A 21,006-nucleotide genomic window follows, 5' to 3' on the forward strand; every position below is an offset into this window, starting at 1 on the left:
CCGGCGAAGCGTCAGGCGGGGAGGCACGTGTCGGAGCGGCGCCAAACGGCGAAGCGTCAGGCGGGGAGGCACGTGTCGGAGCGGCGCCAAACGGCGAAGCGTCAGGCGGGGAGGCACGTGTCGGAGCGGCGCCAAACGGCGAGGCGTCGGGCAGGGAGGTGGGCGACGCGGTAGGGGAGACGTCCGTTCCCCGGTCGCCGAGAGCGGGCGGGACGGGGGCCGCGTCGAGCAGAGCCGGGTCGGCCTGCTCGGCCTCGACCGCGGCCAGATGCTCGGCCAGCAGGCTGCCCAGGCTGCGCCCGCCGCGCCGCTCGGCGGAGAGCCGCTCGGCGTCCGCCACGATCGCCTCTTCGGCCGGGAAGGGCGCGGGGGATGAGGTGGCGGGGAACAGCGCGGAGGGTGAGCCCGGCGGGAAGGGCGCAGGAGATGAGCCGGCTGGGGCGGGCGGGCCGGAGCTGGGGAACGGGTGTGGCGGTGAGAGTGTCATGAATCCTCCCGGACCAGCCAGCGCATGGTGGCCGGCAGTTCGGTGCGTGGGGCCGGCACCGACAGCGCCAGCTCGAACGCCGGCGGGGGCGGGGGTGCGGCCAGGTCGGTGTAGAGGGCGCGGTAGACGCGGAGCACCCGGTCGGTGGTGAAGTGGGTCAGGGCGCGGCGCCGGGCGGCCTCGCCCAGGGATCGGCGGCGGGCCGGGGCTCGGAGCAGCGCCACGACGGCCCGGGCCAGCTCGCCGGGATCGCCGGGCTTGACCAGCACCCCGGTGTCGCCGAGGGTCTCGGCGGCGGGGCCGATGTCCACGCCGACCACGGCCCGGCCGGACATCATGGCTTCGACCAGGCGGTACGGCGGGTCGGCGGGGCCCGGCAGGTGGATGACGACGTGCGCGGCCGCGTACCGCTCGCCGGGGTCGGCCGGCAGCGGGTGGAGCCGGACCGCCCGGCCCAGGCCGCTGCGTTCGATCTCCTCAGCGGCGTGGTCGACGTGGGCCGCGGTGACGCCGACCAGGTGCAGCACCGTGCCGGGGACCTGGGCCACGACGGAGCCGAAGGCGTCCAGCAGGTGGGTCAGGCCGCTGTCCGGTCCGCCGCTGCCCGACCACACCAGCGCGGGGTCGGGACTGGTGACCTCCAGGACGCCGACGTCACCGGGATCCACCCCGGCGGGCACGGACACCAGGCGCGACGGCGTGGCGCCGTGCTTCAGGGCCCAGCCGTGGTGGTACGAGCTCAGCGGCGCGATCAGCGACGCCTCGGCGTACCCGGTGCGGGCCACCGCCCGCCGGAACCGGCGCAGCACCGTGCGTACCGCCGGCGACAGCCTCTCCTCGGCCGGCCGCAGCCGGGCCACGGGGGCGCGCGCCTCGGTCAGCAGCAGCGGGGTGCCGCTGCGCCACCGCCCGGCCAGCGCGGCCAGCAGCGGCGTCGTCCCGCCCACGCAGTGCACCAGGTCGGCGGGCGGCGGCTGGACGGCCAGCGCCTTGACCGCGTGCCGCAACAGCGTGGTCGCCGTGCGCGCGTCGCGGACGCTGAGCCGGGGCAGCGGCAGCCGATCATTCGCGGTCATCAACTGCCCGGTCCGCCAGGCGTCGAGGAGCACGTCGGCCAGCGTGACCCCGGCCAGCGGCGACGGCGATTCACAGGGCAGGGGGTCGATCATGGTGGCGAGCCGGCTCAGCCCGTCGGCGAACATCTGGTCGGCGTTCTCCTGCTCGCCGAGCAGCCCGCGGCACAGCAGCACGGCCGCGGCGGTCGCTCCGTCGTCGGGGGCGCCGGCCCGGCGGGGCTCCGGCAGGTGCGGCGCGATCGCGCTCGCCGTTCGCACATTCCGGGGCAGTGGGTACGCCGGACCGCCCGCCGGCTCCCGGTCAACCACCGTGAGCAGGTCGAACGTGACCTCGGGCAGCCCTTCGACGACGGTCCGGCACCAGCCGCCGAGCGCGTCACGACGGAACGGATACCCACCACCGGTGAGCAGACAGATGCGCATGCGCCGGGCTCAGGTGCGCGTCGTGGTCGGCGATATCACGCAGGGCGCAACGAGACAGCAGCGAAAAGTTACGGGAACCTGTCACCCGGACGACACAACTCGCACTATTTGTACGATTTGTGGGGTTAACTGCGGCCGAAGATCTGGCCCCACACGATCGTCCCGTCGGACGACGCCTTGACCGCGCCGACCCCGATCGCCTTGAACGAGCAGTTGAGGATGTTGGCCCGGTGCCCCTCGGAGTTCATCCACGAGTTCATGACGTCGGCCGCGTCGCGCTGTCCCCGCGCCACGTTCTCGCCGCCCGGGTCGTCGTACCCCTGCGCCTTGGCCCGGTCGACGAACGACCGCCCGTCGTCGCTCACGTGGCTGATGTAGAGATTCCCGTGCTCGCCCAACTCGGTCACGTGCAGGCGCATGGCCGTACGCAGCTCGGTGTTGAGCGTGACCGGCCGGCAGCCGGCCTTGCCCCGCTCGACGTTGGTCAGCCGGATGACCTCGGCCTCCTGCCCGGTGAGCCCGGCCGCCACCTTCGGCGCCGAGGTCGTCTTCCTGGTGGTGACCGTGGGCTTCCGGGTGGTCGGCTTGACCGTGGGCTTCCGGCTGGGCGTGCTGCTGGCCGACGCCTTGGCCGGCGGCGAGGTCGGAGCGGGAGCGGGGGCGGCGGATGACGTCGCGGGCGCGGGCGGAGCCGCCCGGACGCCGGGTGCCCCGCCACCGGCACCCGGCGCCAAGGCGTCGGCACCGGCTCCGGCCGCCTGGAGAGGCATGCCTGAGCCGGTGAAACTCGCGGGAAGCAGGGCGGCGCCGCCACCGAACACGGCCAGCAGCCCGATCACGGTCAGTCCGAGGGCGACCGGGGCCGGCGGCGTGCGCCGTCCGCGGTGATGACGCCCATGGCCGGCGTTGACGGCGATCGGCTGGTACACGCGACTTCCTCCGGGTCCTTCGCCTGACCGGGCGAAACCTCGCTCCGTGAGCGCCGGGCGAGGTAGGTCGTGCTGACGGATCGAGAGGACTCGACCCGGGGCACCGTAGGACGCGAAAAAGTAAAGAATCCAGCCGGCTAAGAAAGATATAAGCCTGCCGAAAGGCGGGTCGGGTGGCGAGATTCACTGCCGAACGGCAGGTCGAGCCCGTGTCCTCCGCTTGACGCAGCGTGCGTCTCGGCGGACTATGGAGGAGTCGCCAGTCGCGCCCATCCGTGTCCAGGTAACCCTTGGGCATGGGCGATCTGCACCTCAAGCATTACCTCCGCGGTGCAGGATTCTGTGCTCACGCGTGCCCGTGAGCGTGGTGTGCGCCTCATGCTGGGCGTGCGACGGCCGGCCGTTCCCGGCATCACATTTCACAAAGAGACAGCCAGTCTCACTAGGAGTTCATGATGGCGAAGGCCCTCTTCGGCCACGTAGGTGCGGCGCCCGATCGGCGTCTGCTCGACGAGGTCACCCGACTGCGTTCCCGGGTGCAGGCTCTGGAGTTCGAGGTCACCCGTCTTCGGGCGGAAAACGATCGTCTCGCGGCGGCCGCCGCCGAGGCCGACGATTTCGCGCGGCTGACCGAGCCCGCGCTGACCTGAGAATCTCGCTGAGTGATCGGGGCCGCTCAGGCCCCACCCAGCACCAAGGAACCACCCCCCAAACAGCGCGCCTCCACTCCTGTGGCGGCGCGCACCTTTTTGCCCAGCGCGCCCGCCGGCCGGGAAACGGCCCAGGGGGCGGTTGCAGACAGCCGCCCGCGGGGGTGGTCGGGGACGGCCCGCGAGAGCGGTCAAAAACGGCCTGCGACGCGCCGAAACCAGAGGTCCGGGCCGGGTGCGGGTAGCCTGCACCCCAGCAGACGACAACCGACCCTCGGAGATCCGTGCACCTCAAGAGCCTGACGGTCAAGGGCTTCAAGTCCTTCGCCTCCGCCACGACGCTGCGGCTGGAGCCGGGAATCACCTGTGTGGTGGGTCCCAACGGCTCCGGCAAGTCCAACGTCGTCGACGCCATCGCCTGGGTGCTCGGTGAGCAGGGAGCCAAGGCGCTGCGCGGCGGCAAGATGGAGGACGTCATCTTCGCCGGCACGGCCGGTCGGGCCCCGCTCGGCCGGGCCGAGGTGACGCTGACCATCGACAACGGCGACGGCGCCCTGCCGATCGACTACACCGAGGTGTCGATCACCCGCCGGATGTTCCGCTCCGGCGAGAGCGAGTACGAGATCAACGGCAGCTCCTGCCGCCTGCTCGACATCCAGGAGCTGCTCAGCGACTCGGGCATCGGCCGCGAGATGCACATCATCGTCGGCCAGGGCCGGCTCGACGCGATGCTGCACGCCAAGCCGGAAGATCGTCGCGCCTTCATCGAGGAGGCGGCCGGTGTCCTCAAGCACCGGAAGCGGAAAGAAAAGGCGATCCGCAAGCTCGACGCGATGCAGACCAACCTCAACCGGCTCAACGACCTCACCGCCGAGCTGCGCCGCCAGCTCAAGCCGCTGGGCAAGCAGGCCGAGGTGGCCCGGCGCGCGGCCGGCATCCAGGCCGACCTGCGCGACGCCCGGCTCCGGCTGCTCGCCGACGACCTGCACACGCTGCGCACCACCCTGGACAAGGAGATCGCCGACGAGTCGGCCATGCGGGACCGCCGCCAGCAGGTCGAGGCGGAGAACCGCGAGGTCCAGCGGATGCTGGCCGACCTCGAGCTGGCCCACGCCGAGGACGCGCCGCTGCTCCAGGCCGCCCAGGACACCTGGTACAAGCTGTCCGCCCTGCAGGAGCGGTTCCGGTCGACCGAGCAGCTGGCCGGCGAGCGCCTGCGGCACCTGTCGGCGGCGCCCGAGGACGAGCGTCCGGGCCGCGACCCCGAGCAGCTGGTCGCCGAGGCCGAGCGGGTCCGCGAGCAGGAAGAAGAGCTGCGCGAGGCGCTGACCGAGGACCAGATGCGGCTGGCCGAGGCGGTCGAACATCGGCAGGAGCTGGAACGGCAGCTCGCCGCGGCGGAGAACTCCCTGCGTACCGCCGCGAAAGCAATCGCCGACCGGCGTGAGGGCCTCGCCAAGCTGACCGGGCAGGTGAACGCGTCCCGGGCCCGGGCGAGCAGCGCCGGCGAGGAGATCGAGCGGCTCGCCGCCGCCCACACCGACGCCTTGCAGCGGGCCGAGGCCGCGCAGGCCGCCGTCGACGAGGTGTCGGCCGAGTCGACCGAGGCCGATCGGGACAACGCCGACCTGGACGCCCGGCACGACGAGGCGGTGGCCGCGCATGATCGCGCCGCCGCGGTGGTCAAGGAGCTGTCCGACGCCGAGCGGGCCGCCGAGAAGGACGCGGCCAGCTGGAAGGCACGGGAAGAGGCGCTCGCGCTCGGGTTGAAGCGCAAGGACGGCGCCGGCGCGCTGCTCGGCAAGGCCGACCAGGTCCCGGGCCTGCTGGGCAGCCTGGCCTCGATGCTGACCGTGCGGCCCGGACATGAGGCGGCGCTGGCCGCGGCGCTGGGCAGCCTGGCCGACGCGGTCGCGCTGGCCGGTGTCGACGAGGCCGTCGAGGCGATGCGTACGCTCAAGATCGCCGACGCCGGCCGGGCCGCGCTGGTGGTCGGCGGTCCCGCCGCGCCCGGCATGCAGGGGTCGCTCGACTCGCTGCGCCCGGCCCTGCCCGATGGCGCGATCTGGGCGCCGGACGTCATCGGGTGCCCCGACTCCATCCGCCCCGCGCTCAACCGCACGCTGCGTGACGTCGTGATGGTGCCCGACCTGGCGGCGGCCACCGCGCTGGTGGCGGCCAACGCCGAGCTGCGCGCGGTCACGCCGGACGGCGACGTGCTGGGCGCCTACTCGGCCGCCGGTGGCTCCGGCAAGCAGACCAGCTACATCGAGGTGCAGGCCGCGGTCGACGAGGCCCGCGCCAACCGGGAGGCCGCCGAGCAGTCCATCGGGGAGCTCAAGGACCGGCTGGGCGAGGCCCGGGCCGAGGTGGCCGAGCACAAGGAACGCGTGAACGTGGCGGCAGCCGCCAAGCGGGCCGCGGAAGGCGAGCGCAACGCCGCCGCCCGCCGCCTGGCCGAGCTGGGCGCGGCGGCCCGTTCGGCGAAGGCCGAGACCGAGCGCCTCGGCTCGTCCCTCCAGCGCGCGCAGGCCAACCGCGATCAGGACCTGGCCGGGCTGGACGAGCTCGAGGAGCGGCTGCGGCTGGCCGAGGACTCCCCGATCGACGAGGAGCCGTCCACCGAGGAACGCGACATGCTGGCCGGCATGGTTCCGCAGTCGCGGCAGAACGAGATGGAGGTGCGGCTGGCCGTCCGTACCGCCGAGGAGCGGGTCGCGTCGATCTCCGGCCGCGCCGACTCCCTGCTCCGCCAGGCCAACCAGGAGAAGCAGGCCCGGGAACGCGCCGCGGCCCGCCGGGCGGCACGGGCCCGCGGCGCCGAGATCGCCAAGGCCGTCGCGATCGGCGCCGCCCACGCGATGCGCCGGGTGGTGGTCTCGCTGGAGGCCGCGGTCGAGGTGCGCGACGAGCTGGCCCGCGCGCGGACCCAGCGCGAGGCCGAGCTCCAGGAGGTCCGGGCCGGCGCCAAGCGCCTGGTGTCCGAGCTGGAGCGGCTCACCAACGAGGTGCACCGCGACGAGGTGGCCCGCGCCGAGCAGCGGATGCGCATCGAGCAGCTCGAGGCCAAGGCCGCCGAGGACTTCTCGCTGGACGTGGACACGCTGGTCAGTGAGTACGGGCCGGACCAGTGGGTGCCGCCGACCCAGGCCGAGGTGAACGCGGCCGAGTCGGCCGGCGAGCCGATGCCCGACCCGGTGCCGTACCACCGGCCGACGCAGGAGAAGCGGGCCAACAAGGCGGAGCGCGAGCTGGCCCTGCTGGGCAAGGTCAACCCGCTGGCGCTGGAGGAGTTCGCCGCGCTGGAAGAGCGTTTCAAATTCCTCTCCGACCAGCTGGAAGACCTCCGGGCCACCCGCAAGGACCTGCTGACCGTGGTCAAGGACGTGGACGACCGGATCCTCGAGGTGTTCACCACCGCGTTCGAGGACACCGCCCGCGAGTTCCAGGTCGTCTTCCAGGTGCTGTTCCCGGGCGGCGAGGGCCGGCTGGTGCTGACCGACCCCGAGGACATGCTGGCCACCGGCGTCGAGGTCGAGGCGCGGCCGCCGGGCAAGAAGATCAAGCGGCTGTCGCTGCTCTCCGGTGGCGAGCGCTCGCTGACCGCGGTGGCCATGCTCTGCGCGATCTTCCGGGCCCGCCCCTCGCCCTTCTACATCATGGACGAGGTCGAGGCGGCCCTGGACGACGTCAACCTCGGCCGCCTGATTACGCTCTTCGAGCAGTTGCGGGAGAAGAGCCAGCTGCTGATCATCACGCACCAGAAGCGCACCATGGAGGTCGCCGACGCCCTCTACGGCGTGACCATGCGCGCGGGTGTGACCCAGGTGATCAGCCAGCGGCTCAAGAAGGAAACCGAGGAGTAGTCAGCGTGCTGCGCAAGCCGGCCCAGGCCCTGCTCATCGACCTGGACGGCGTGCTGCGCCACTGGGATCCGGCCGTGCCCCGGGCGGTCGAGGAGAAGTACGGCCTCGAACCCGGGTTGCTGCTGCGCACCGCGATGACCTGGGAGCTCTATCGCCCCGCGGTGGCCGGCGAGATCATCGACGCACAGTGGATGGAGCTGGTCGCGTCCCGCCTCCCGCTCCCGCCGGCCGAGGCCGCCGTGGCGGTGGCCGAGTGGCAGACCCACCGCGGCGCCGTCGATCAAGAGGTTCTCGATTTCGTACGCGAGGTGCGAGCCGCCGGCCGCCCGGTCGGCCTGGCCACCAACGCCACCGACCGGTTGCGTGCCGACCTGGCGTCGCTCGGGCTGGCCGACGAGTTCGACGTGATCCTCAGCTCGTGGGAGCTGAAGATCCACAAGCCGGCCCCGGAGTTCTTCGCCCAGGCCGCCGAGGCCCTGGCCACCGAGCCGCCGTGGGTGATGGTGGTGGACGACGACGACCGCGTCATCCGAGCCGCCCGGGCGGCCAAGATGGTGGCGTTGCGCTGGACGGCCCGCCGGGACTTCGGCTACCTCCGCCCCGCCCTCGGCCTCTGACGAACCCGATTGCCCGCTGGCGGAAATCAAGATCGATAGGAAGACTGGGGCCCGTGACGGCGCACCTGCTCATCGGGCCGGTCCTCCGACGGGTCGTGGGCAACCGCGCGACCGTCTGGGTCGAGACCACAGAGCCCTCGTTCGTGCGGGTCGAGGCCGAGGGCGGGGCTTCCGGCTCCGCGCCGACCTTCTCCGCGTACGGCCACCACTACGCGATCGTGGTGGTCGAGGGCTTGCTCCCGGACGCCGACCACCCGTACACGGTGACGCTCGACGGGCGCGAGGTGTGGCCGCTGACCGACTCGCCGTACCCGAAGTCCTTCATCCGCACCCGCCCGGCCGACGACGCCGAGCACCCGGTCAGGCTGATCTTCGGGTCCTGCCGCGAGGCCACCCCGCACGCGACCGCCCGCAAGCTGCCGCCGGACGCGCTCGACGCGTACGCCCGCCGCCTGATGACCGACCCGCTGAACCCCGAGCTGCGACCGGATCTGATCGTGCTGCTCGGCGACCAGGTGTACGCGGACAAGCCGACCGCCAAGGTCCGGAAGTTCCTCAAGCGCCGCCGCGCGGCCGGCTTCCACGGCCCGGACGACGAGGTGGTGTCGTTCGACGAGTACACCAAGCTCTACCTGGAGTCGTGGCGCGACCCCGAGGTGCGGTGGCTGTTCGCGACCGTGCCGAGCGTGATGATCTTCGACGACCACGAGATCATCGACGACTGGAACACGTCCTCGTCGTGGCGCGCCGAGATGGCCGAGGAGGGCTGGTGGCGGGAGCGGATCTCGGCCGGCCTGGCGTCGTACTGGGTCTATCAACATCTCGGCAACCTGAGCCCCGACCAGTTGGCCGCCGACCCCCTGCTCCAGAAGGTGACGACCGTCGACGACGCCACCGACCTGCTGCACGACTTCGGGCTCGCGGTGGACCAGCCGGATTCGGCCGACAACACCGACCGCCCGTACCAATGGAGCTTCGCCCTTGATCTGGGTCGCACCCGCCTGGTCATGCTCGACAACCGCTGCAACCGGGTGCTGGTCCGCGGCGGGCGCGAGATGCTGCCGGCGCCGGAGTGGAACTGGTTCGTCGACCAGGCCCACGGCGACTACGACCACCTGGTCGTCGGCTCGTCGCTGCCGTGGCTGATGCCGCCGGCGATCCACCACCTCGAGGCGTGGAACGAGCAGAGCGCCGACTCGCCGAACCGCCGCCGCAGCGGCGCCGCCGAGCGTCTGCGCCGGATGGTCGACCTGGAACACTGGGCCGCCTTCCAGAAGTCGTTCGGGGCGCTGGCCGAGCTGTTCCGGCGGCTGGGCGAGGGTGGCGAGGGCGCGCCGGTCCACCGGGTCGGGCTGAGCGGGGCCTACCGCGCGCCCGAGACGATCAGCGTGCTGTCCGGTGACGTCCACCACTCGTACGTGGCCAAGGCCGACCTCGGCCCGCGGGTGACCACGCCGGTCCACCAGCTCACCTGCTCGCCCATCCACAACCAGGTGCCGGCCTTCATGCGCCCACTGATGCGGTTCAGCTGGTCCCGGGCCGCGGCGCGGAGCACTCGCGGCATGGCCAAGGGCGCCGGGGTGGCCGAGCCGGCGCTGAGCTGGGCACGGCTGGCCGGGCCGTACTTCGGCAACGCGGTGAGCACGTTGCGGCACCGCGGCCGGCACGCCGAGATGACCATCGAGGGTACGAGTCCCGACGGCACCCTCTTCGAGGTGGCGAGCGTCGAGCTACATCGCTGAAACTCGGTCGCCCGCCGCCGTGGCGAGCGGCACGATGAGCCGCGATGACTAACTGGATCGCACCCCCCGTTGATCGACAGTCCGAGCCGATGACCGGCGACGAGCGCGCCATGCTCGAGGGCTGGCTCGACTGGCACCGCCAGACCCTGCTGGGCAAATGCGCCGGCCTGACCGCCGACCAGCTGAAGCAGGCGGCGGTCGAGCCCTCCAACCTGACCCTGCTGGGCCTGGTGCGCCACATGGCCGAGGTCGAGCGCAGCTGGTTCCGCACCCGCGCCGCCGGCCAGGACGTGTCCAGGCTGTTCGGCACCGAGACCAACCCGGACGGCGAATTCGACGACGTGGGTGACGCCGATGCCGAGTCCGACTTCGCCACCTTCCAGGCCGAGGTCGACCTGGCCCGGCAGGCGGCGGCCGGGCTGCCGCTGGAACACGAGTTCGCCACGAGCCGGGCGCCCGCGATCAGCCTCCGCTGGGTCTACCTGCACATGATCGAGGAGTACGCCCGCCACAACGGCCACGCCGACCTCCTGCGCGAGCGCATCGACGGAGTGACCGGCGACTGACCTTGGCCATAGGCTGGCGGTCATGACCACCTGGACGGCGCCGGTTGTGGACCGGCAGCACAAGGCCAAGGCCGGCGACGAGCGCACGATGCTCGAGAGCCTCCTCGACTACCACCGTGCCACCCTGCTGACGAAATGCGCCGGCCTGACCGCCGACCAGCTCAAGCAGCACGCGACCGACCCGTCCAGCATGTCCCTGCTCGGCCTGATCCGGCACCTGACCGAGGTCGAGCGGGGCTGGTTCCGCCGGGGCGCGGCCCACGAAGACCTCGACATGTTCTACTGCTCCGAGGCCAACCCGGACGGCGACTTCGACGACGTGGGCGACGCCGACGCCGAGGCCGACTACGCCAACCACCTGGCCGAACTCGACAAGGTCCGCGCCGTGGCGGCCGGCCTCTCGCTCAACCAGACCTTCACCCGCAACGACACGACCTTCAACGTCCGCTGGGTCTACCTCCACCTGATCGAGGAGTACGCCAGCCACAACGGCCACGCCGACCTGCTGCGCGAGCGCATCGACGGCGTGACCGGCGAGTAGGGCGCCGAGGCGTCTGCCGATGCCGGCATCCAGCTGGGCGACGATCACCTAACAGCGCGGACGTCGTCACGTGGGGTGATGGAGGATACGGCGCCCTGCGCTGTCTTCCGGCCGATCTTCGGGATGTGCTTCTCGAGTGGGGATTGCCCGCTCGGCCAGGAAGCGGGTCAGCGGTGGGGGTGTGACACGCGGCGGTCGCGGATCTGTCAGGCTTTGGGCATGGAATACGTGATCGTCGCGGTGATCTTGCTGGTGGTGCTGGTTGTCGGCGCGGTGGGGCTGGTCGTGCCCCGGATGCGGCGCAAGCAGATGCCGCCGCCGCAAGCGCCGACGATCGCCAAGCCCGACACGCAGGTGATCACCAGGCCGGCGGAGGGCGAGTCGGCCGAGACCGGGCCGGTGGAGACCGCGCCGGTGGAGGCGCCCGTCGAGGCGGAGACGCCGCCGGCCGCCGTGGTGGAGACGCCGCTGCCGACCGCGGGGCGGCTGGTGCGGCTGCGGGCCCGGCTCAGCCGCTCGCAGAACGCGCTCGGCCGCGGCCTGCTGGCCGTGCTGTCCCGCGACCACCTGGACGAGGACGCCTGGGAGGAGATCGAGGACAGCCTGATCACCGCCGACGTCGGTGTCGAGGCGACGCAGGTGCTGGTGGCCCGGCTCCGCGAGCGGGTCCGCGTGCTCGGCACCCGGACCGTCGCGGAGGTCCGTCAGCAGCTGGTCGAGGAACTGACCGACGCCCTCGAGCCCGACCTCGACCGCAGCCTGCGGACCGCCCCGCACGACGGGCGCCCGGCCGTGGTCCTGGTGGTCGGCGTCAACGGCGCCGGCAAGACCACCACCTGCGGAAAGATCGGCCGGGTGCTGATCGCCGACGGCCGGACCGTGCTGTTCGGCGCGGCCGACACGTTCCGCGCCGCCGCCGCCGAGCAGCTCGCCACCTGGGGTGAGCGGGTCGGCGCCGAGACGGTCCGGGGGCCCGAGGGCGGCGACCCGGCCAGCGTGGCCTTCGACGCGGTCAAGCGGGGCATCGACTCGGGCGTCGACACGGTGCTGATCGACACCGCCGGCCGGCTGCAGAACAAGGTCGGCCTGATGGACGAGCTGGGCAAGGTCAAGCGGGTGGTGGAGAAGCACGGGCCGGTCGACGAGACCCTGCTGATCCTGGACGCGACCACCGGGCAGAACGGCCTGGAGCAGGCGCGGGTGTTCACCGAGGTGGTGGACGTCACCGGAGTGGTGCTGACGAAGTTGGACGGTACGGCGAAGGGCGGCATCGTCATCGCCGTGCAGCGCAAACTGGGCATCCCGGTCAAGCTCATCGGTCTCGGCGAGGGCCCGGACGATCTGGCGCCGTTCGAGCCGGCGGCGTTCGTCGAGGCCCTTCTTGGGAGCGACGGGTAGTCTCGAATCTTCAGGTGGACGGATGTCGGACAAGGGCGGGAGGTCGTGGGTGACGCAGGATCCCGTGCGTGAGATCCCCCTGCACGGCGGGAACGTCAGCACGGTGTCCCGGGCCGGCGACACCGTCCGGCGCAACGCGGGCCCGTGGACCCCGGCCGTGCACTCCCTGCTCAATCACCTGCAGCGGGTCGGCTTCACCGGCTCACCGCACGCGCTCGGCATGGACGACCGTGGTCGCGAGGTCCTGTCGTATCTCGACGGCGAGTGCGGCGAATACCCGCTCGCACCCCACTGGGTGACCGACGAGGCGCTGACCACCGTGGCGACCATGTTGCGGATGTTTCACGACGCTCAGTACGGCTTTCAGCCGCCGCCGGGCTCGGTGTGGCGCTCGTTCGGGCCGCCGCCGCCCGACGCCGAGGTGGTCTGCCATCACGACGCCGCCCCGCACAACGTGGTCTGGCGGCCCGACGGCACCCTGGCGCTGATCGACTTCGACCTGGCCTCGCCGGGCGCCCGGATCTACGACGTGGCCTACGCCGCCTGGACCTGGGTGCCGCTGTTCAGCGACCGCGACTCGTACACGCTGGGCTGGAAGCGGCCGAACCGGCCGCGCCGGCTGCGGATGTTCGCGGACGCGTACGGCCTGATCCCGCGTGACCGGCACCGCCTGGTCCGCACCATCCGGAAGCGGATCGTCGACCACGTCGAGGGCATCCGGCGGATGGCCGCGGCCGGCGACCCGGCCTTCGTGCGCATCGTTCACAAAGGTCATCTGCGCCGTCCGATGCGCGATCTGCGTCTGCTCGATTACGAGCGACACACCCTCGAGTACGCCCTGCGTTAACCCCCGAGCGGCCGGATTATGCCAGTAGCATCCGATTTGCCGCAGTACCTGTGAGGGTTTCTTCACACGCCGGAAACAACCCGTCACACCCCGGAAATCGCGGGTTGACCGTGCTCGAAACAGCCCCCCGGAAAGCTTCCGCCCGAACCGGCACACGCGGCGATGACGCCAGTGGGCCGTGCGGGAGGACACCTATCCGAGAGGAGGCAGCGTGGAGGTCAACACCGGTAACACCGCATGGTTGCTCCTGTCGTCTGCGCTCGTTTTGCTCATGACACCCGGTCTGGCGCTGTTCTACGGTGGCCTCAACCGGTCCAAGGGCGTGCTCAACATGATGATGATGAGCTTCTCGTCCATCGGGCTCATCTCAGTGTTGTGGGTTCTTTACGGCTTCACCCTGGCCTTCGGCTCGAACGAGTCCGAGGGCGCCAACAACATCATCGGTAGTTTCAGCCAGTACTTCGGCACCGGCACCAGCTGGATCGGCGACGAGTGGATGCTCGGCGACACCGGCACCGGCATCCCGACGTACGTCTTCATGGTCTTCCAGATGATGTTCGCCATCATCACGGTCGCCCTGATCAGCGGCTCGCTCTCCGACCGCCTCAAGTTCGGCGGCTGGATCCTGTTCGCGCTGGGCTGGTTCTCCCTGGTCTACGTCCCGGTCGCGCACTGGGTCTGGGGCGGTGGCTGGATCGGCGCCAAGCTCGGCGCGCTCGACTTCGCCGGTGGCACGGCGGTGCACATCAACGCCGGTGCGGCGGCTCTCGGCGTCGCATTGGTGCTCGGTAAGCGGATCGGCTGGCCGCGGGAGAACATGCGCCCGCACAACGTGCCGTTCGTCGCGCTGGGCGCCGGCCTGCTGTGGTTCGGCTGGTTCGGCTTCAACGCCGGCTCCGAGCTGACCGTCGACAGCGTCACCGCCGTCGCCTTCGTGAACACCCAGGTCGCCACGGCCGCCGCCCTGCTGGGCTGGGTCATCGTGGAGTGGCTGCGGGACGGCAAGCCGACCCTGGTCGGCGCGTCCTCCGGCGCGGTCGCCGGCCTGGTCGCCATCACCCCGGCGTGTGGCTTCATCGCCCCGCTGCCGGCCGCCCTGCTGGGCATCATCGCCGGCGTCGTCTGCGCGCTGGCCGTGGGCCTGAAGTACAAGCTGGGCTACGACGACTCGCTCGACGTCGTCGGCGTGCACTTCGTCGGCGGCTGGATCGGCTCGCTGGGCATCGGCTTCTTCGCCACCACCCAGGTGAACGCCCTGGCCGCGAACGAGAGCCTGTTCTACGGCGGCGGCCTCACCCAGCTGTGGAAGCAGTTCGTCGGCAGCGCGGCGGTCACCGTGTACTCGTTCGTGATCGCGGCCGTCATCGCGCTGATCCTCAAGGCCATCAAGGTCTTCCGGGTCAGCGAGGAGGCCGAGGTCGGTGGCATCGACATCGCCGACCACGGCGAGACCGGGTACGACTTCACGCCCTCCGGCGGCTCCGGCGGCGGTGGCGCCTTCGCCATGGCGGGAATCGGCAAGTCCGAGGCAGTGGACGCTGACGGTAAGGCCGACGTCAGCCAGAAGGTTGCCGGTTAACTTCTCTTATGGCGATGGAGGGACTGAGCATGAAGCTGGTGACCGCGGTCATCAAGCCGTACCAGCTCGACGCGGTGAAGGAGGCTCTGCACGCGCTCGGCGTCGCCGGCCTCACCGTGAGCGAGGTGCAGGGGTACGGACGTCAGAAGGGCCACACCGAGGTGTACCGGGGGGCCGAGTACACCGTCGAGTTCCTGCCGAAGATCAAGGTCGAGGTGCTGACCGACGAGATCGACGTGGACAAGGTCGTGGACGCGGTGGTCACCGCGGCCAAGACCGGCAAGATCGGTGATGGCAAGGTGTGGGTCACGGCCGTCGAGGACGTGATCCGGGTACGTACCGGCGAGCGCGGCCTCGACGCGCTCTGAGCATCTGATCACCTTGGGTGACAACATCGGCGCCGCCGCCCGTGAACAGCGGGCGGCGGCGCTCGACACCTGGCTGGGCGACCTGTTCCCCAGCCATCTGCCCGGGGTCAGCCTGCTCGCGGTGGGCGGCCTCGGCCGGCGCGACTGCGCGCCACACAGCGACCTCGACCTGGTCCTGCTGCACGACGGGCAGGCCGGCATCGACCGGATCGCCGCCGGGCTCTGGTACCCGATCTGGGACGCCAAGCTCGGTCTCGACCACTCCGTCCGTACCCTGCCCGAAGCTCTTTCGGTCGGGCACGACGACGTGAAGGTGGCGCTGGGCCTGCTCGACGCCCGGCACGTCGCCGGTGACACCCGGCTCTCGGCCGAGCTGATCGGCGCGGCCGGCGACCAGTGGCGGCGCACCGCGGTCCGCCTGATGCCCCAGCTCAAGGACCTCACCCAGGCGCGCTGGGCCCAGCACGGCGAACTCGCCTTCCTGCTCGAGGGCGACCTGAAGGAGGCGGCCGGCGGCCTGCGCGACGTGACCGTGCTGCGGGGCATCGGCCGGGCCGGGATCGCCGACACCATGCGCCCCGCGGTCCGGGCGGCCGGCCTGCGCCTGCTCGACACCCGGGACGCGCTGCACATCGCGGTCGGCCGGCGGGTCGACCGGCTGGTCGCGCAGGAACGCGGCACGGTCGCCGAGATGCTCGACCTGGACGACGGTGACGCGCTGCTGCGCCGGGTCGCCGGTGACGCCCGGACCGTCGCGTACGCGCTGGAGGACGCCTGGCGGGCCGCCGACCGGCTGCGCAGCGGGCGTCGGCGAGGTATGCCGCCCGGAAAGCCGGCCCGTCGCCCGATCGCCCGTGACGTGGTCGAGCAGGACGGTGAGCTGGTGCTCGCGCGGACCGCGATCGGCCCGGTGCCCGACCCCAGCCTCTCCCTGCGCGTTGCCGCCGCGGCCGCCACCGTGGGCCTGCCCATCGCCCGCGCCACCTGCGAATGGCTGGCCGCGTTCAGCCCGCCGCTGCCCGCCCCCTGGCCACCGGCCGCCCGCGCCGCGCTGGTCTCGCTGCTCGGTTCCGGCGCCGGCCTGCTGCCCACCTGGGAGACCTGCGACCGATACGGGCTGATCGACGCCTGGCTGCCCGAGTGGGCCCGGATGCGCAGCCTCCCGCAACATCACCCGGTGCACCGCTTCACCCTGGACCGCCATCTGGTGCAGGCCGCGTACGAGGCGACCGCCTACGCCCGCGAGGTGGACCGCCCCGACCTGCTGCTGATCGGCGCCTTCGTGCACGACGTCGGCAAGGGGCTGGACGGCGACCACAGCGTGGTCGGCGCCCCGGTGGCCGGTGAGATCGCCACCCGGATCGGCCTGCCGCCGGAGGACGTGGCGACCATCGAGAAGCTGGTCCGGCTGCACCTGCTGCTGCCGGATGTGGCCACCCGCCGCGACCTGTCCGACCCGGTGACCATCTCCTCGGTGGCCGCGGCGGTGGGCGACGTCGCCACCCTCGACCTGCTGCACGCGCTGGCCCGGGCCGACTCGCACGCCACCGGCCCGGCCGCCTGGTCCGACTGGAAGGGCCGGCTGATCGCCGACCTGGTGGCCAAGGTGCGCACCGCGCTGGACAGCGGCGCGCTGCCCGCCCCGCCGCGGCCCGACCCCGAGCTGCTCAGCGGCGACCTGCCCGCGGTGCACCTGGACGGCGACCGGGTGGCGGTGGCCGCGGCCGACCGCCAGGGCCTGCTCGCCGCGGTGACCGCCTGTCTGGCCATGCACCGGCTGGAGGTGCTCGGCGCGGACGCGTCCAGCGCGGACGGCCGGGCCATCGTCTCGTTCCTGACCCAGCCGCGGTACGGCTCCCCGTACGACCCGGTGGCCCTGGCCGCCGACCTGCACCGGGTGGCCGCGGGCGACGTGTCGGTGACCCAGCGGGTGCGCGCCCGCGCGATGAGCGCCCGTGGCCACGCGGCGTCCCCGCGGGTGGTGTGGCACCGCGACATCGCCACCGACGCCTCGGTGCTGGAGTTGCGCGCGGCCGACTCGCCGGGCCTGCTCTACCGCGTGGCGACCGCCCTGGACGACACCGGCGCGGTGCTGCGCGCCGCCCGCATCTCGACCCTGGGCGGCGACGTGGTCGACGCGTTCTACCTGGTCGGCGACTGGTCCGAGGAGGCCGCGCGAGCCCGCGTGGAGGCGGCGGTGCTGGACGCGGTCTGACCGGGTGAGCATCACCTCGGGGTGGTCGCGGGCGTTGGGCAGGTGTGCAGGCGGCCGAGTTGCTCGACGACCACGTCACGGCGATGGGGCCATCGCTGCGGGCGGCGGTCGGCGCTACCGCCGTGCGGGAACGGTCGGTTGACGCGCGGCATCTGCTCGCCCGCGCGGCCGGGGCCGGCCTCGACGATCTGCTCGCGGCGGCCCGGGCCGGGGACCGGCGCTGGCTGCGGCGGGTGCGGCCGCGCCGGGCGATGCTCGCCACCCTGGCCCAGACGATCGCGTTGCAGGACCTTCGACCGGCCGACCGGGCCGACGCCCTGGCGCTCTACACGTTGCTCGGTCCCCGCGCGCTCTCGGCCGCGCATCAGGGGCTGCACGCCCAGCTGACCCTGGTCTGGGCCGGACCGGCGGCCGTGCCGGGGCTGCTGCGGCGCTACCGGAGGATCCGGCCCGAGGTGCGCGCCGCGATCGAGGCCGACCTGGCCAACCCGTTCGTCGCCGACCGGCCGGTCGGGCCGTGGCTGGAAGCGTTCGGCGCGCTGCTCCCGGCGCCGGGGCCGATCCTCGACGGCAACACCTCGGTGCCGCCGTTCGACCGGCTCGTGCCGGCCACGCCGCCGGCGAAGATCGCGGCGACCCAGCCGATCTCGGTGGTGATCCCGGTCCGGAGGAGCGGCCCGGAACTGCTGACGGCGATCCGCTCGATCCTCGGTCAGACCTGGCCCGACCTCGACGTGATCCTGATCGCGGCCGAGGTCGACCCGGCCCTGCGCCGGGCGGCGGCGATGGGTGACACCATCCGGCTGGCCCGCACCCGGGAGGAAGCGCTGGCCGTGGCCACCGGTGACTTCGTCGCCTTCCAGGACCCGGCCGGGTGGGCGCATCCGCGCCGGCTGGAACGCCAGATGGCGCCGATGTGCGACCCGGAGGTGGTGGCGACCACCTCGGACGGTCTCCCGGTGACCGACGATCTGCTGTTCACCCGGGCCGGCCTGCGAACCGGGCGGATCGAGGCGTCGTCGCTGCTGTTCCGGCGGTCGGCCGTGGCGGGGCGGATCCACCATGTGGCCGAGCCGCTGGCGCTGGTCCGGCCTCGGGAACAGCCGAGGACCGAGGCCAGGAGAGCCGCGTACGACGTGGTGCTGGCCGGTGACTGGCGGTTCGCGACCGGCCCGGTCCGCTCGGCCGTCGACGAGATCCGGGCCCTGCGCGACGCCGGCATGCGCGTCGGGATCGTGCAGCAGGACACGTTCCGGGCCGCGTACCGGCGCCGCCTCCCGCTCTGCGCCGCGATCCAGGGCCTGGTCGACGCCGGTGTCGCCGACCAGGTCGGGCTGAGCGACGCGTGCACGGCCGAACTCCTGCTGGTGCGTCAGGCGGCGGTGCTGCAGTTCGCCGCCGACGAACCGGCCCAGCTGCGGGCCGGGCGGGTGCTCGTGGTCGCCGATCGCGCCCCTCAGGGCCACTACGACACCAGGACCTGCACGGCCCGGGTACGCCGGGTGTTCGACCTGACGGCCGTGTGGTGGCCGCGCGACCCCGGGGTACGCGCGGCCCTCCGGGCGGCCGACCCCGACCTGCCGATCGCCGAACGGGACCTGCCCGCGATCATCGACGCGGACGGCTGGGTCGCCACCCGCGCCGGCGCCACCGCGGACCGGCCGATCGCCGGGGCCGACCTGTGCGACACCGAGGCGGCCGGCCCGATCGGCGTGCTCGGGCGGCTGTCCGACATGGACGTCCGGCTGCGGCTGGCCGACGGGCCGCCGGGAACGAGCGCTCCGGGCGTACCCACCTCGTGGTTGATCTTCCCGGCCGGCGCCGTGGCGCCGAAAGCGTTCCTCCACCAGCTCGACTTCTACCTGCACGTGCCCGGCCCGGCGGCGGCCGGAACCTTCTCGCGCCCCGCGCTGGAAGCCGCGGCCGCCGGGTGCGTCGTGGTGCTGCCGGAACGGTCGGCGGCGCTCTACGGCGACGCCGCGATCTATGCCGAGCCGGAGGCCGTGCCCGACCTGATCCGCCGGTACGCCGCCGACCCGGCCCTGTTCGCCGAGCAGAGCCGCCGGGCCCGCCAGGTCGTGGCCAAGGCGCACCGGCCGGAGCAGTTCGCCCTCACCGTGGAAGGTTGCCGATGAACGAGCTGGTCCGGCGGTTGCTGCGACTGCCGCCGCACACGATCGGGGTGGCCGTCGCGGCCCTGGCCGGGGCGGGCGCGGTGGTGGCGGCGCTGTCCGGGCGTACGCCGATCGCCATCGCGCTGCTCGCCGCCCTGCTGACGGCGGTGCTCGCGGTGGCCGTACGCCTGCATCGCCGCACCACCGCCCAGCACGACGCCCAGCGTGCGTCCCTCGGCGAGCTGCGCGACATCCTCGATCAGGTGCAGCGCCGGGTGGTCGCCGCGGTCGAGAAGGAACGGCTGGAGGCCGGCGACCGGCACCTCGAGCTGACCGGCACCATCGCCCGCCTCGACCGCCTCACCCCCGGCGGCGCCGAGACGTTGCTGCGCGCCCAGAACCGTGAGCTCAACGCCGTGATCCAGCTCTCCCGGACGATCGCGCCGCGCGCCCCGATGCCCCTGCCGGAGTCCGGGCCGGCCCCCTCCGACCTGCTCGGCCTGCTCCACCTGACCCGCGGCCGCAAACCCGGTCTGACGGTCGCGCTGGGCGCGGGGCCGGTCGCAGTCTGGCTGGGGTACGCGGCGGAGCACGGCGGCCGCCTGGTCGTGGTCGAACACGACGCCACCCGGGCCGACCGCCTGCGCGCCGACCTGCTGGCCCACGACCTGACCGGCATCGAGGTGCTGCGGGTGCCACCGGCCGAGCTGGCCTGGGACGGCCGGACCGCGGACTGGTACGACGTGGACGCCCTGGCCGGCCTCACCGACATCGGCCTGCTGCTGGTCGACGGCCCCGGCCCCGACCCGCTGCCGCCGGCGCTGCACGTGCTCGGCCGCCGGCTCGCGGCCGACGGGGTGGTCGTGGCGGCGGCCTCGCCGGTGCCCCGCCAGGGGAACCTCGACGGTTTCGTGGCGTCCCCCTCGTCGGCGGGCGGCTGGACGGTGCTGTGCCGCGCCTCCTCCTCCGTCGCCCGGTAGCGCCGCCGGCGGCCCCTGCTCTCCGCCCGGACATCGAGGGCCTGCGCGCGCTGGCCGTCCTGCTCGTCGTCCTGGGCCACGCCGGGCTGCCGTTCCTCGCCACCGGGCCGCCGTCCGATCGGTCGCCGGTCCGTCCTTCGCCGACCCCGTCCCGTGGCTGGGCGCGGCCCGCTGTCCCGTGGTGCTCGGCAACGTCCTCGTCTACCGCGACGACCATCACATCACCGGCGCGTACGCCCGACTGGCGGCCGACCGCCTGGGCGACGCGGCTCGACTGTGACCTGAAATACCTCGAGCCCTACGCCGAGGCGGCCCGCACCTGGCTGCACCAGGAGGCCGAGGTCATCGACACCACCCACCTCACCCAGGCCCAGGCCGCCGCGCAGATCGTCGAGGCCCTCGAGAAGTGACGTGGCCGCCCACGCATGCCTCGCTCCCCCGCGAGTGGTAGCCGCCAGCGGTGGCGGGGACCAGCAATACCGTCTTGCCCTACCACCGTTGCGGCCATCAAAGCGGCATCGGGGCCTGATATGCCATCGGGACCTACCTCTGACCTGAACGGTGGCAGGGCGAGACGGCGAAAGGGCGATCGTCGCGAGGCCCGGGAG

Annotated in this window: 16 protein-coding genes and 1 pseudogene; 14 read left to right on the plus strand and 3 right to left on the minus strand. The window is 72.8% G+C overall.

Going from position 1 to position 21,006, the window contains the following annotated elements:
* From AB0O15_RS07385 to AB0O15_RS07395, 3 genes and pseudogenes are all read right to left on the minus strand, one after another.
* A pseudogene (locus tag AB0O15_RS07385) lies at positions 1-487 on the minus strand (hypothetical protein); the annotation flags it as partial.
* A complete protein-coding gene (locus AB0O15_RS07390; RefSeq protein ID WP_364315277.1) occupies positions 484-1,986 on the minus strand; it encodes a DUF3492 domain-containing protein in 1,503 nt (500 codons plus the stop codon). The pseudogene AB0O15_RS07385 and the gene AB0O15_RS07390, both read right to left, overlap by 4 nt.
* 125 nt (positions 1,987-2,111) lie before the next feature.
* A complete protein-coding gene (locus tag AB0O15_RS07395; protein WP_364315280.1) occupies positions 2,112-2,915 on the minus strand; it encodes a CAP domain-containing protein in 804 nt (267 codons plus the stop codon).
* Between the two features lie 455 nt (positions 2,916-3,370).
* On the opposite strand from AB0O15_RS07395, the gene AB0O15_RS07400 reads away from it, so the two are divergent.
* From AB0O15_RS07400 to AB0O15_RS07465, 14 genes are all read left to right on the plus strand, one after another.
* On the plus strand, positions 3,371-3,565 hold the full coding sequence (locus tag AB0O15_RS07400) for a hypothetical protein (RefSeq protein ID WP_127497323.1): 195 nt from the start codon (positions 3,371-3,373) through the stop codon (positions 3,563-3,565).
* Between the two features lie 284 nt (positions 3,566-3,849).
* On the plus strand, positions 3,850-7,431 hold the full coding sequence (smc, locus tag AB0O15_RS07405) for a chromosome segregation protein SMC (RefSeq protein WP_364315283.1): 3,582 nt from the start codon (positions 3,850-3,852) through the stop codon (positions 7,429-7,431).
* A 5-nt stretch (positions 7,432-7,436) separates the two neighbouring features.
* Positions 7,437-8,048, plus strand: a complete 612-nt coding sequence (locus AB0O15_RS07410; protein ID WP_364315286.1) for an HAD-IA family hydrolase — start codon at positions 7,437-7,439, stop codon at positions 8,046-8,048.
* A gap of 53 nt (positions 8,049-8,101) precedes the next feature.
* On the plus strand, positions 8,102-9,790 hold the full coding sequence (locus tag AB0O15_RS07415; RefSeq protein WP_364315288.1) for an alkaline phosphatase D family protein: 1,689 nt from the start codon (positions 8,102-8,104) through the stop codon (positions 9,788-9,790).
* A 44-nt stretch (positions 9,791-9,834) separates the two neighbouring features.
* Positions 9,835-10,356, plus strand: a complete 522-nt coding sequence (locus tag AB0O15_RS07420; RefSeq protein WP_364315291.1) for a DinB family protein — start codon at positions 9,835-9,837, stop codon at positions 10,354-10,356.
* A 22-nt stretch (positions 10,357-10,378) separates the two neighbouring features.
* Entirely contained in the window at positions 10,379-10,897 is a 519-nt protein-coding gene (locus AB0O15_RS07425) for a DinB family protein (RefSeq protein WP_364315294.1), read from the plus strand.
* Positions 10,898-11,116: 219 nt separating this feature from the next.
* Positions 11,117-12,295, plus strand: coding sequence for a signal recognition particle-docking protein FtsY (gene ftsY, locus AB0O15_RS07430; protein ID WP_364315297.1), 1,179 nt, complete (start codon positions 11,117-11,119; stop codon positions 12,293-12,295).
* 22 nt (positions 12,296-12,317) lie between these two features.
* Positions 12,318-13,142 (plus strand): aminoglycoside phosphotransferase family protein, encoded by an 825-nt coding sequence (locus AB0O15_RS07435; RefSeq protein WP_364315300.1) that lies wholly within the window; start codon positions 12,318-12,320, stop codon positions 13,140-13,142.
* Positions 13,143-13,353: 211 nt separating this feature from the next.
* On the plus strand, positions 13,354-14,721 hold the full coding sequence (locus AB0O15_RS07440; RefSeq protein WP_364315302.1) for an ammonium transporter: 1,368 nt from the start codon (positions 13,354-13,356) through the stop codon (positions 14,719-14,721).
* Positions 14,722-14,750: 29 nt separating this feature from the next.
* Positions 14,751-15,089: a P-II family nitrogen regulator gene (locus AB0O15_RS07445; protein WP_364315304.1), complete on the plus strand. Its 339-nt coding sequence runs from the start codon at positions 14,751-14,753 to the stop codon at positions 15,087-15,089.
* Positions 15,090-15,093: 4 nt separating this feature from the next.
* Positions 15,094-17,304: a [protein-PII] uridylyltransferase gene (locus AB0O15_RS07450; RefSeq protein ID WP_364317111.1), complete on the plus strand. Its 2,211-nt coding sequence runs from the start codon at positions 15,094-15,096 to the stop codon at positions 17,302-17,304.
* Between the two features lie 44 nt (positions 17,305-17,348).
* Positions 17,349-19,439, plus strand: coding sequence for a glycosyltransferase (locus AB0O15_RS07455; RefSeq protein WP_364315307.1), 2,091 nt, complete (start codon positions 17,349-17,351; stop codon positions 19,437-19,439).
* Positions 19,436-20,398 carry a class I SAM-dependent methyltransferase gene (locus tag AB0O15_RS07460; protein WP_364315310.1) on the plus strand — a complete coding sequence of 321 codons (963 nt, stop codon included), beginning with the start codon at positions 19,436-19,438 and terminating at the stop codon, positions 20,396-20,398. The genes AB0O15_RS07455 and AB0O15_RS07460 overlap by 4 nt, the downstream gene beginning before the upstream one ends.
* Positions 20,368-20,808, plus strand: coding sequence for a hypothetical protein (locus AB0O15_RS07465; RefSeq protein ID WP_364315312.1), 441 nt, complete (start codon positions 20,368-20,370; stop codon positions 20,806-20,808). The genes AB0O15_RS07460 and AB0O15_RS07465 overlap by 31 nt, the downstream gene beginning before the upstream one ends.
* Positions 20,809-21,006: the final 198 nt, after the last annotated feature.

The sequence above is a fragment of the Actinoplanes sp. NPDC089786 genome (genome assembly GCF_040684855.1).
Lineage (GTDB): Bacteria > Actinomycetota > Actinomycetes > Mycobacteriales > Micromonosporaceae > Actinoplanes.

Excerpts from the sequence above, each read along its gene's own strand:
- ftsY (WP_364315297.1), top strand. The coding sequence starts at position 11,117 with ATGGAATACGTGATCGTCGCGGTGATCTTGCTGGTGGTGCTGGTTGTC.
- AB0O15_RS07435 (WP_364315300.1), top strand. The coding sequence starts at position 12,318 with ATGTCGGACAAGGGCGGGAGGTCGTGGGTGACGCAGGATCCCGTGCGT.
- AB0O15_RS07420 (WP_364315291.1), top strand. The coding sequence starts at position 9,835 with ATGACTAACTGGATCGCACCCCCCGTTGATCGACAGTCCGAGCCGATG.
- AB0O15_RS07445 (WP_364315304.1), top strand. The coding sequence starts at position 14,751 with ATGAAGCTGGTGACCGCGGTCATCAAGCCGTACCAGCTCGACGCGGTG.
- AB0O15_RS07390 (WP_364315277.1), bottom strand. The coding sequence starts at position 1,986 with ATGCGCATCTGTCTGCTCACCGGTGGTGGGTATCCGTTCCGTCGTGAC.
- AB0O15_RS07425 (WP_364315294.1), top strand. The coding sequence starts at position 10,379 with ATGACCACCTGGACGGCGCCGGTTGTGGACCGGCAGCACAAGGCCAAG.
- AB0O15_RS07400 (WP_127497323.1), top strand. The coding sequence starts at position 3,371 with ATGGCGAAGGCCCTCTTCGGCCACGTAGGTGCGGCGCCCGATCGGCGT.
- AB0O15_RS07460 (WP_364315310.1), top strand. The coding sequence starts at position 19,436 with ATGAACGAGCTGGTCCGGCGGTTGCTGCGACTGCCGCCGCACACGATC.